This is a genomic window from Salinisphaera sp. (assembly GCF_002729955.1).
Taxonomy (GTDB): domain Bacteria; phylum Pseudomonadota; class Gammaproteobacteria; order Nevskiales; family Salinisphaeraceae; genus Salinisphaera.
The window spans coordinates 80007-91228 of sequence record NZ_PBYA01000027.1; the positions used below are offsets into that span (position 1 = coordinate 80007).

The 11222-nt window shown below is 64.0% G+C and carries 10 protein-coding genes; 5 read left to right on the top strand and 5 right to left on the bottom strand.

What is annotated here, in order from left to right; translation table 11 throughout:
- Window positions 1-22: 22 nt before the first annotated feature.
- The 4 genes from CMN27_RS06925 to CMN27_RS06940 form a co-directional block, all read right to left on the bottom strand.
- Complete coding sequence (locus tag CMN27_RS06925) at window positions 23-1012, bottom strand: xanthine dehydrogenase family protein subunit M (RefSeq protein WP_293625058.1); 990 nt, start codon at window positions 1010-1012, stop codon at window positions 23-25.
- A gap of 10 nt (window positions 1013-1022) precedes the next feature.
- A complete protein-coding gene (locus CMN27_RS06930; protein WP_293625059.1) occupies window positions 1023-1697 on the bottom strand; it encodes a (2Fe-2S)-binding protein in 675 nt (224 codons plus the stop codon).
- Between the two features lie 109 nt (window positions 1698-1806).
- On the bottom strand, window positions 1807-2460 hold the full coding sequence (locus CMN27_RS06935) for a nucleotidyltransferase family protein (RefSeq protein WP_293625060.1): 654 nt from the start codon (window positions 2458-2460) through the stop codon (window positions 1807-1809).
- Window positions 2457-3485: an XdhC family protein gene (locus tag CMN27_RS06940; RefSeq protein ID WP_293625061.1), complete on the bottom strand. Its 1029-nt coding sequence runs from the start codon at window positions 3483-3485 to the stop codon at window positions 2457-2459. Before CMN27_RS06940 ends, CMN27_RS06935 begins: the two co-directional genes overlap by 4 nt.
- 208 nt (window positions 3486-3693) lie before the next feature.
- On the opposite strand from CMN27_RS06940, the gene CMN27_RS06945 reads away from it, so the two are divergent.
- The 5 genes from CMN27_RS06945 (at window position 3694) to CMN27_RS06965 (ending at window position 10302) form a co-directional block, all read left to right on the top strand.
- A complete protein-coding gene (locus CMN27_RS06945; protein ID WP_293625062.1) occupies window positions 3694-4038 on the top strand; it encodes a hypothetical protein in 345 nt (114 codons plus the stop codon).
- 60 nt (window positions 4039-4098) lie between these two features.
- A complete protein-coding gene (locus tag CMN27_RS06950; RefSeq protein WP_293625063.1) occupies window positions 4099-5397 on the top strand; it encodes a TolC family protein in 1299 nt (432 codons plus the stop codon).
- Window positions 5394-6701, top strand: coding sequence for an efflux RND transporter periplasmic adaptor subunit (locus tag CMN27_RS06955; protein ID WP_293625064.1), 1308 nt, complete (start codon window positions 5394-5396; stop codon window positions 6699-6701). The genes CMN27_RS06950 and CMN27_RS06955 overlap by 4 nt, the downstream gene beginning before the upstream one ends.
- Window positions 6702-6714: 13 nt before the next feature.
- Complete coding sequence (locus tag CMN27_RS06960) at window positions 6715-9855, top strand: CusA/CzcA family heavy metal efflux RND transporter (RefSeq protein WP_293625065.1); 3141 nt, start codon at window positions 6715-6717, stop codon at window positions 9853-9855.
- 117 nt (window positions 9856-9972) lie between these two features.
- Window positions 9973-10302 (top strand): hypothetical protein, encoded by a 330-nt coding sequence (locus CMN27_RS06965; protein ID WP_293625066.1) that lies wholly within the window; start codon window positions 9973-9975, stop codon window positions 10300-10302.
- A 412-nt stretch (window positions 10303-10714) separates the two neighbouring features.
- On the opposite strand, the gene CMN27_RS06970 is transcribed toward CMN27_RS06965, so the two are convergent.
- Entirely contained in the window at window positions 10715-11152 is a 438-nt protein-coding gene (locus tag CMN27_RS06970) for a hypothetical protein (protein ID WP_293625067.1), read from the bottom strand.
- Window positions 11153-11222: the final 70 nt, after the last annotated feature.

Below are 11222 nucleotides of genomic sequence, written 5' to 3' on the forward strand. Positions count from 1 at the left end.
GTCGGTCATGATGGTTTGTCCTCTACGCTCGGGCCGCGGTGGCGTTGGTCAGGCTGCGTACGACCGCCTGCTGGCCGAGCGGAATCTTGAACGCGTTGTGCTCGTAGGGCGTGGCCCCCTTGAAAGCGATCTCGGCGGCTTTCTTGAAGCTTTGCTCATTCGCGGGCTGACCAATCAGCGCCTGTTCGGCCTCGCGGGCACGCCAGGGCTTGGTGGCGACCCCGCCCATGGCGATACGGGCATCGCGAATGGTGTTGCCCTCGGTCGCCACGATCACGCCGCTGGAGGCCAGCGCGAACTGGTAGGACGCGCGGTCGCGCAGCTTGAGGTAGGTCGAACGGCTGCCCTTGATGGGCGCATCGAGCACCACGTGGGTGATGAGTTCGTCGGCGTCCAGCGCATGCTCTTTCTCCGGCGAATCGCCGGGCAGCAGATGGAAGTCGAGGAAATCGATTTCGCGTTCGCCGTCCGGCCCGGTCACGAGCACTTTTGCACCGATGGCCGCCATGGCCACGCACATGTCGGAGGGATGGCTGGCGATGCATTGGTCGCTGGTACCCAGCACTGCATGCACGCTACGGTTATGGCCGCCGATCGCGGCACAGCCCGTGCCCGGTTCGCGCTTGTTGCAGGCCGATACGCCGTCACGAAAATAAGGGCAGCGCACGCGCTGCATCACGTTGCCGGCCGTGGTTGCCTTGTTGCGCAGGGAGGTGGAGGCCCCCGACAACAGCGCTTCGGAAAGCACGGCATATTTTTCGACGACCGTCGGGTGATAGGCGAGATCGGTATTGCTCACCATCGCGCCGATCTTGAGCCGGCCGTCGTCGAGTTCCTCGACGTCGTAGAGCGGCAGACCGTTGACGTCGACCACGCGCTCGGGCTGCATGATGTCGATCTTGACCAGGTCGAGCAGGGTGGTGCCGCCAGCCACGAAGGACGACGGCTGCCCGGCGTGGGCGGCGACCGCGGCATTCACGCTATCGGCTTTCTGATATTCGAAATTTCGCATTGCAGCCTCCCTAGACCTTGCCGCGGGTGGATTGAACCGCCGCGAGGATGTTCTTGTAGGCGCCGCAGCGACAGATATTGCCGCTCATGGCTTCGCGTACGGCATCGTCGCTGTCGCCGATATGCGAACTGCCCAGCACGTAGGTCGCGGTCATCATCTGGCCGGCGGTGCAGTAGCCGCACTGGTAGGCATCTTCATCGAGAAATGCCTGCTGGATCGGATGCAGCTCGCCGTTTTCGGACAGGCCTTCGACGGTGGTGATCTCGTCGCCGTCGTGCATGACTGCAAGGCTCAGACAGGAATTGATCACGGTGCCGTTGACGTGCACGTTACAGGCGCCGCACTGGCCGTGGTCACAGCCTTTCTTGGTGCCGGTCAGCTGCAGTTCGTCGCGAATGGCGTCCAGCAGAATCACGTTCGGGGCCACATCGATCTGCTTCATCTGCCCGTTGATCTTGAACTTGACCCGGGTCTTGCCGGCGGCCGGCGTATCGTCGGCCTTGGCGGGGGCGTCGCCTTCGTCGGCGAATGCCTGGCCGATGCCGGCACCCGAGGTCGCAGCTGCGATGCTGGACATGCCGACGGTCTTCATGAAACGACGACGAGAGGCCGAATGCTTGGGTTGTCCCTTGCGGGGCGCCTCGCCAGCATCGCTGGCGCCGCCGCGGGGGTCTCGGTTGCTCATGGATTTCTCCAGTTCTGTGGCAACGCTCGGCGCGTCGCTCGGTGGAATATTCTTTTCTGGTTTATTTGTTTGCTGACGGCGTCTGGACGCATCGGTAACACCGATACTTCTACACCATAAACGATGAATGAATCGAGACGGTTTGGTTTTCGCTATCAGCCCGATTGAAGGTCTTTTGCGCATGCCGTAACGCAGCCGGCGTATCAACATCCTGTACGCAGCCGGGGGGCGATTCGATCACCCGATAGCGCTCTTTCGGTACCTGTTCCAGCACCGCCTTCGCGCCCTGATCGCCCGCAAGGGCGGCCAGCTCTGCGAACAAATGGCGCGCCACCACCACCGGGTGCCCAGGTCGGCCCCGGCAGACTGGCCGCACATAATCCAGCCCCGGCCGCCACAGCCGGCAGAGTCGTGCCACGGTACGCCGCTCGAGATTCGGCATGTCCGCCAGCAGGATCAAGGCCGCCTGGCACGACGCCGGCAGCGCTCGCAGCCCGCATCGCAGACTGTGAGCCATACCGTGGTGGTAGTTCGGGTTATGCACGTAGCGATACCGTCGATCCTGGCCGCTATGTTGTCGTATCGCTTTGCGCAGGCGCTGCGGCTGACGGCCGGTGACGATCACGACGGGCCGAATCGGTTGCTTGTCCACCGCTGCCAGGGTGCGGGTGATGACGGGCTGCCCGCTGAAACGCGCCAGCAGTTTGGAACGATGGCCGTAGCGCGTGGACGCGCCGGCGGCGAGTACGACGGCACCAATCAAGCCGTGGCCGCGTTTACGCGCGGTCGCAGCGCGACCAGTTCGGCCAATACCGACAGGGCGATTTCGCGCGGCTCGCGCGCATTGATCGACAGGCCGGCCGGCGTATGCAGCCGGTCCAGGTCCGACTCGGAAAACCCGGCCGCGCGTAGGCGGGCGCTGCGATCGGATGCCTTGCTTCGACTCCCGAGCGCGCCGATCGCGAATGCCGGCGAAGCCAGCCCTTTCGCCAATGCCGCATGGTCGTCGTCGATATCGTGCGTAAGCGTATAGAGTGCGGTGAAGGCATCCAGCTCCAACGCCTCGAGTGAGCGCGCCAGAGGCCGGGTGTCGTAATGCGTCAAGACCGCGTCCGGCGGCGGGGAGGGCGGGCCGTAGGGGCGCAGCAGCACTACGTCATAGCCGAAACTCGGCGCCAGCTGAGCCAGGGCCAGGGTCACTGGGTCGCCGCCGGCGATGACCAGCCGCGCGGGCGGCAGATAACGCTGCTGAAATACGCGTTCGTCGCCGACAGGCTGCGGCGGGCCGGCGCGATGCGTGCCGGTATCCAGGTCGATCGCCACGTCCAGCGGCTGTCGCCGCTCACGCGCCTCACGCCAGCGCTGAATATAGGCCTGCTGGTCTTCGAGCGCGCGCACGAATATGCCAATACGGCCGCCGCAGGTCAGCTGTACGTCCAGAACCGGGCTGCCGGCGCCGTAATCGAGCATGACCGCCTCGCCCGTTCGCAGCACCTCCAGCGCCTGGGTCGCGACCGCGCCTTCCACGCAGCCGCCCGATACGTAGCCCGCGATTTCGCCGTGATCGTTGATCGCCATTTCGCTGCCCAGCGGGCGCGGGGAGGAACCCGTGATCGCGACCAACGTTGCCAGCGCGACTCTTCGCCCCTGCGCATGCCAGCCGGCAATGACCGGGAACAGGTCGTCGACCAGACCGTAGACCGGCCAGGCCGGCCACTGCGCCCGGGGCGTCGAAACCGGCTGGGTATCGCGCCGCCGATCCGTGAAAGAAATGAGAGTGTCTGTCATGTGCCTCGACATTAGCCGCTTCCACGAACGCCTGTCACCATGGCAGTGAACAAGCCGTGCCAACGAGAATGGCTTGGAAGCCGGCCCCGAACTCAACGCGCAATATGATCGCACACAATACAACGCCGCGCCGGCCGTGGGCGAGCGGGCAGGGCCCCGGGCGGCGCCGTAGGCAGGGTTTGCCTGTGCTAGCATCCCGCGGATGATCGTGCGTCATCCGACCCTGCAACGGCTTGTGGCCGTTTTGCTGATTGCCTTCGTGGCGATCAGCGCCCAGGCCTGGGCGGGCCATATCGATTGGCCGGCCGCGCAGGGTAGCGATCATGCCCATATTGAAACCACGGCGTTTGACGTTCACCCGGCGACCGGCGCCGGCGATGCCGACCACGCCAGCCATAGCGATCACTGCTGTCATGCCAGTGCGCATCTGGTGGGGCTGCGTTCGGATCTGGCGGGCGCGGATTTCGCGGCAGCGACGCCGGCTCGTGGTGGTGTTGGTAAACGGTACGTAAGCCTGACGCATGCCCCACTGATCGATCCCCCCATCGCCTGAATCATTGGCCTGAGGCGCTGCCCGCCAGCGCCTGTCGATTCATTGCGATGAGGTTCGCTCATGTCTTTCTGTCGTTTTTCGGCAGGTGCGACCGTGATCGGTCTGTGCCTGCTGTTCGCGACCGTGCGCGCCAGCGCGGTCGTTCAAATCCCCCAACCCCTGACGCTGGATGCGGCGCTGGCCTGGGCGGATACCTATAATCCCGCGGTACGCGCCGCCGATATCCGAATCCGTCGCCTTGGCGGCGAGGCGATTCATGCCGACGTCGCGGTACCGTCCAATCCCCGCGTGGAGCTGGAGGCCGGCCGCCGCGATCAGCCCGATGGCTCGGCTACGGATATCGGTATTCGTATCAGCCAGCAGTTCTGGGTTGCCGGCCAGGGCGGGCTGAACGCAGCCGTCGCCGGCCATGCACTGTCTGCCGCCCGTGCCGACGCCGCCTATCTGCGCGCCAGCATCGCCGCCCGCACACGCGCGGCTTTTCTGTCGGTACTGGTGGCCGAACAGGCGGTGGCCACCGCCGAGCGGGTCGTCGATACCAACGAAAAACTCGATGACTATGCGGCCCGCCGCCTCGAAGCCGGCGCCGGCACGCGGATCGAAACCAATGCGGCGCTGCTGGGCCTTCAGCGGGCCCGGGCATTTGCCGCCGCCGCCCGTGATACGGCCACCCAGGCACGCCTGCAGCTGAAAAACCTGCTCGCGATCGACCCGGCACGCCGTTTACGTATCGAGGGCACATTGGCCTTTCGGCGCTTGCAGCTGCCCGACGAAAGCCGGCTGCTCGAACGCGCCGTAAAAAAACGCGGCGATCTGGAGGCTGCGGCCGCCCGCGTGTTGGCCGCCCGCACGGAACTGTCGTTGGCCAGGCGCGAACTCGTGCCCAATCTGACCGTGTTCGGCTTCTATCGGGAAGAAGCCGGCGGGCGCAGCGACGGCGGGGCCGATATTACCGGGGGCGGTATCGGCTTCGAACTACCGTTGCTGCACCGCTACGAAGGCGAGCGCGAGATCGCGAGCGCCGAACTTTCGCGTGCCCGTCTCGATGCCGACAACCTGCAGCGCGACGTGCGTTTGCAGGTGCTTTCCGCGCTCAGCGCCTATCGGGCGGCCCGCGAACGCGCGGACCTGCTCAGCGACGCGGTGCTCGATGCCGCCGAGAGCACGCTCGAACTCACGCGTCGCTCGTTTGCCGCCGGCAAGGTGGGCGCGCCCGCGATTACCTCGGCACAGAACAACCTCGTCGATATCCGTCGCGATTACCTCGACGCATTGGCCGCGCTGGTACGCGCCGCCACCGACCTGGAGCGCGCCACCGGCGGGCTGATCGTCATGGACAACACAAAGGCCGACGCATGAACACGAACAACAGTCCCATCGCGGGCCTCACGCGGGCGGCCATTGTCGCGGCCGCGCTGCTACTTGCCGCCTGCAATAGCGCAACCGATGACTCCGACCACGCAACGCCGACCGCCCATTCAGAAGAGGGCGACCACGCCCACACAGGCCAAGGCGAAGGTGAGGGTGGCGAGCACGCCCACAATGGCCACGACGAACACGAAGCCAGCCCCGACCGTGTCGAGCTCAGCGCCGAGCAGCGCGCCGAACTGGACATCGGTATCGGCCAGGCGCGCGCGGCGAGTAACGGTGCCACCATCGTTGCACCGGCCACGGTCGAGTTCGATGCCGATCGCGTGGCACGGGTCGGCCCGCGCCTGCAGGCCAAGGTTGTTGATATCGCGGTGGATCTTGGTCAGCCGGTCGACAAAGGCGACACCCTAGCGGTGCTCGACAGCGTGGCACTCGGCAAGGAGAAAGCCGCCTATCTGACTGCCTCCGCGCGCTATCGCACCCGCCGTGCGGCCTATGCCAGGGATCGTAAACTCGCCGCCGACCAGATCGTAAGCGATTCGGATCTGGCCGAAACCCGGGCCGCCTACGAACAGGCCCGGGCCGAGCGCCGCGCCGAACGCGCGGAGCTACGGTTGTACGGCCTGGACGATACGGCGATCGATGCCATCGACGACAGCGCGGATACGCCGTTATCGCGCATGCGCCTGATCGCGCCCCGAGCGGGCGTGATCGCCCGTCGCGATCTGGTGGCCGGCCAGACCCTGGATGCCAACGAAACCCCGATCCATATCGTCGACAACAGCCGCATGTGGTTGATGATCGATGCCGCCGAGCAGGATCTGCCCCGGCTACAAACCGGTCAGACCGTCGAATTCCGTGTGCGCCCGTTACCGGATACCCACTTTAACGGCCATATCGACTGGGTTTCGCCGCGTCTGGACGCCGAGGCCCGAACGGTCCAGGTGCGAGCCATCGTCGAGAATCCGCAAGGCTTGCTGCGCGCGGGCATGTTCGCCACCGCACGTATCGACGCATCGTCGGACGGCGGCAAGTCGTCCGATACGAACAAGATCCGGGTCGTGGTACCCGCCGATGCCATCCAGCAGATTGATACGCGCGAAGGTGTTTTCGTGCCTGCCGAAGAACAGGGCGCATTCCTGTTCATGCCGGTCGCCACGGGCGAACAGACGATGAACGACGTGGAGATCGCCAGCGGACTAGCCGTGGGCGACCGGCTGGTCGTGTCCGGGGCGTTCGATCTGAAAGCCGCGCTCACGGCCAAGGGCCGCAGCGCCGCGCATTCACACTAGGGCCGGGGCGAACATGATCAATGCACTTATTCGCCTGGCCATGGCAAACCGCCTGCTGGTGCTCGTCGCGGTCGTGGCCCTGGCCATCGGCGGCTATTTCTCGTTGCGCTCGCTGCCGGTCGATGCCTTTCCCGACGCCACGCCGACGCTGGTTCAGGTCTATACCGCCAGTCCCGGCTTGTCGCCGGTGGATATCGAAACCCTGATTTCCTATCCGATCGAGATCAGCATGTACGGGCTGCCGGGGCTGGAGCGCGTGCAATCGACCTCGATCTTCGGGCTGTCGCGGGTGGATGTCTATTTCGACGATGCCACCGATATCTATTTTGCCCGCCGCCTGGTGAACGAGCGCCTGGCCGATGCCCGCCGTGAAATGCCCGATGGCCTGGGCGAACCCCAGCTGGGGCCGATCACCACCGGCCTTGGGCGGATTCTCATGTACGCAGTGGAAAACGAACCCGGCGCTCACCATTCGCTCATGCAGCGGCGCACCGCACAGGACTGGCTGATCAAGCCGCAGCTGCGCACCGTCGACGGCGTGACCGGCGTGCTGTCGATCGGCGGCTATGAAAAACAGTATCAGGTCACGCTCGATATGGCCGCGCTCACCGCACGCGCCTTGACGCCTGGCGATGTACGCGAGGCGCTGGCGCGCAACAACCGCAACGTCGGCGCGTCGTTCATCGAGCGCGGTGGCGAGGAATACATCATCCGCGGTTATGGCTGGGTATCGGCGGGCGACGCCGGCCTGGACGATTTGCGCAATACGCGTATCGCCACGCGTAACGGCGGGCCGGGGTATATCCACGACGTCGCCACGGTGGGCTACGGACGGGCAATCCGGCGGGGCGCCGAAATCGCCAACGGCGACGAATCGGTCGGCGGCTACGTACTCAAACTAGTGGGCTCGGATACCCAACGCGTGCTCGAGCGCGTGAACGCCAAGCTCGAGGAGATCAACGCCTCGCTACCCGAGGGCATGACCACCCGCGTGTATTACTCTCAGGCCGAACTCGTGGACAAGGCCACCGGTACGGTGGTCGAGGCGTTGCTGGTGGGCGCCGTGCTGGTGCTGGTTTTGCTGTATCTGTTTCTGGGCAATCTGCGCTCAACGCTCATCGTGGTATCGAGCGTGCCCCTGTCGTTGCTGGTGGCGTTCATCGCCATGCGCCTGTCGGGGCTTTCGGCCAACCTCATGAGTCTGGGCGGGCTGGCCATCGGAATCGGCATGATGGTGGATGGTTCGGTGGTGATGATCGAAAATATCGTGCGCTGCCTGAACGATCAGAATGCGCAGCGTGGCAGCGAAGGCGAGGGCGGCGAAGGGGGCGATCCCGACGGGGCGAGCCTGACAGAGATCGTCGCAGCCGCGGCACGCGAGGTTGGCCGGCCGATCGTGTTCGCGGTGGCGATCGTCATCCTCGTGTTTCTGCCGTTGTTCACGCTCCAGGGCGTGGAAGGCAAGTTGTTCTCGCCCATGGCGTATACGATCAGCTTTGCGCTGGCGGCGGCGCTGCTGTTGTCGCTCACCCTGGTTCCGGTGCTGGCCGTGTTGTTGCTGCCACGTACGAAGGCTTTGGCCGAGCCAGGGCTGATCCGCGTTCTCAAGGCCGGGTATCGGCCCGTGCGCGATGCCGCTCTCAAGGCGCCGTGGTGGGTATTCGGTGTCACGGTCGTGCTGTTCGCGACCAGTCTGGCCATATTCCCGCGTCTGGGCACGGAGTTCTTGCCCACGCTGCGTGAAGGCACATTCATGGTGCGCTCCACGCTGCCGCCGGGCGCAAGCCTGGATTCGGCGATTGCCTATGGCAAACGCGTGCAGCGTACGGTCACAGAGTTCGAGGAAGTCACGGGGGCCTATTCGCGGGTCGGCCGCGCCGAGGTCGGCGGCGATCCCGAACCGGTTAACGTCGTGGCCACGACCGTCAACCTCAAACCGCTGGACGCCTGGCAAGGCGGGCGCTCCTATGAACAGTTGCAGAATGCCATGTCGGACAGGCTGTCCGAGCGGGTGCCCGGGCTGGCCAATAATTTCTCACAGCCCATCCAGCTGCGTACCGACGAACTGCTTTCGGGCGTCCAGGCTCAGCTCGTTGTCAGCATATTCGGCGATGATCTCGACAAACTGGCAAAGCTAGGCGATCAGATCGCACAACTCGCCCGTACGACGCCGGGCGCGGTCGACGTACGCGTGCAGCAGCAGGGCGGCAAGCAGCAGATCGTCATCCGGCCCGATCGCGCATCGCTGGCGCGTTATGGCATCAGTGTGGACGATGTCCTCGATACCGTTTCGATGGGTATCGGCGGGGCGAGCGTCGGTCAGGTTTTCGACGGGGTCCGCCGTTTCGATATCTTTCTGCGCCTGGCGCCCGAGCAACGCGAGCGCATCGATGCCATTCGCAACCTGAGCTTGCGGGCGCCGGACGGGGCATTGATTCCGTTGTCGCGGGTGGCGGATATCGAAACCTATACCGGGCCCAAGAAAATCTCGCGTGCCAACGCCAGCCGTCGTCTGTTCGTGCAGATGAATGTACGCGGACGCGACATGGGCGGGGTCGTCGCCGACCTGCGGGCACAGATCGATCGGGAGGTTGACCTGCCGACTGGGTATTTCGTCGATTTCGGCGGTCAGTTCGAAAACCAGCAACGCGCCATGAAACGGCTTTACCTGGTCGTGCCCGTGACCCTGGCATTGATCTTTTTGCTGCTCTACAGCGCCTTTTCTAGCCTGCGTTATGCCGCGCTGATCTTTCTGAACGTGCCGTTCGCCATTATCGGCGGCATCTTCACGCTGTGGCTGTCGGGCTTGTATCTGTCCGTGCCGGCCGCGGTGGGGTTTATCGCCGTCTTCGGGGTGGCGGTACAGAACGGCGTGGTCATGGTTTCGTATATCAATCAGTTACGCGCACAAGGTGTGCCGATGAATGAGGCGATCCGAATAGGCGCCGAGCATCGGCTACGGCCGGTACTCATGACCGCACTCACGGCGATACTCGGGCTGATACCGTTATTGCTTGCCAACGGCATCGGTTCGAACGTGCAACGCCCGCTTGCGGCCGTGGTTATCGGCGGGCTGGTGACTTCGACCTTGCTCACGCTGCTCGTGCTACCCAGCATCTATCGCTGGTTTGCCGAGGCCGACCGCGGCGCATGATCGGCCGATTTATTGAAAGCAACGGCGATTTCGCAATGAGACACAAAAAATCTTGTAAAACACAGCGAAATCGCTCAAGCCGGTGCACGTGAAGCCGTAAACTAGGGTGCCGACCGATTGTCCACCGCGTTCTCACGCGCCATTTCGGCCGGCACCCGTTTTATTGGCTGCCGATATAGCACCGGCAGCGCGAAGGTTTCGTTCGGTCTTTGGCTTTGTGTTGTCACCGCTTCAATGGGTCACGTCATGCTTTTGAATATTCATCATCAAACCGTTGCGTCCTGGGTCACCACGCTGGTGGCGCTGTTCTTCATCGCGGGGTTCGTTGCAGGCATCGCAACCGGCACGGGCGCGCCGTGGGCTGTCCTGGTCGTAGCGCTGGTTATTCTGGCCACTCAGAAGCTGGCGCGTAATGCACGCCGCCAGGCGGCCACGGTTGCCGCGTAGTAGTCGAAACTGCGACGGCTATTGTTCATTTGGAGCGCGCGGGCGAGGCCGTTACCCGCGCGCGACTCAGCGTTGCTCGACGCAGCGTATCGATAAAACAGGGCACGCGTGCAGCGCCAATGTATTGCGCAGGCATAACCATCATCATCCACGATATTATTAATTTAACATAATATACATTATGCCCAGTTATATCTGGGCGTCCGGTGTGTGACGGCCTGCGTTGCCCCGTGGTTAAGCCGCTGCACATCGTCGGCGATTACCACGGCAACTGGCGCAGTCAGTCGTTTATTCATTGGCCTGTCCCACGCCGTGACTTGTGAACGCAAGTTCGCGGCCCGACCGCAGGCGCCGTGGGCATCGGTCGTTGCAGCCTCACAATACAGCCATCGCGAACCGGACGACCGACACGCTAGAACGGCGACTTGTCGTTCGTGATCACGCCTGTGTTTAGGTACTGACGATACTGACCGCAGTAGAAATCCGCGTATCGCCGCGTGGTATCCGTTGGTGTCTTGTCGTAGTTGCGCTGCCATGCCTCGCATTGAACATACAGACGCCGACCCTCGGGCGACGCCTTGCGTTGCTCGAGCATCTGGTCGGAGCGCTGGCGCTGTTCTTGTGCCGCCTGCTGGCGATTCTCCCTGGCAACCTGTTCGCGGTAATTGTTACCAGCCGTAACGGCGGACTCCGGCGGTTCATTAACCGCGAACGATGGCCGTTCGCCCGTCGCCTTGGCCAGCATCGATGTGGTGACCCAAAGACGTGTGAAGTCCGTTGCCAGATTGCCGACAAACACGCCCGCAGCGACCGCCAAGGCCATGGCGAAGTAATTGATACTCGTTTTCATGCGGTCTGTATCGGCCGGCCGTGGCGCCATTCGCAGCCGGGCTGTCGCCGGAATCCCACAGGCGTGGCTG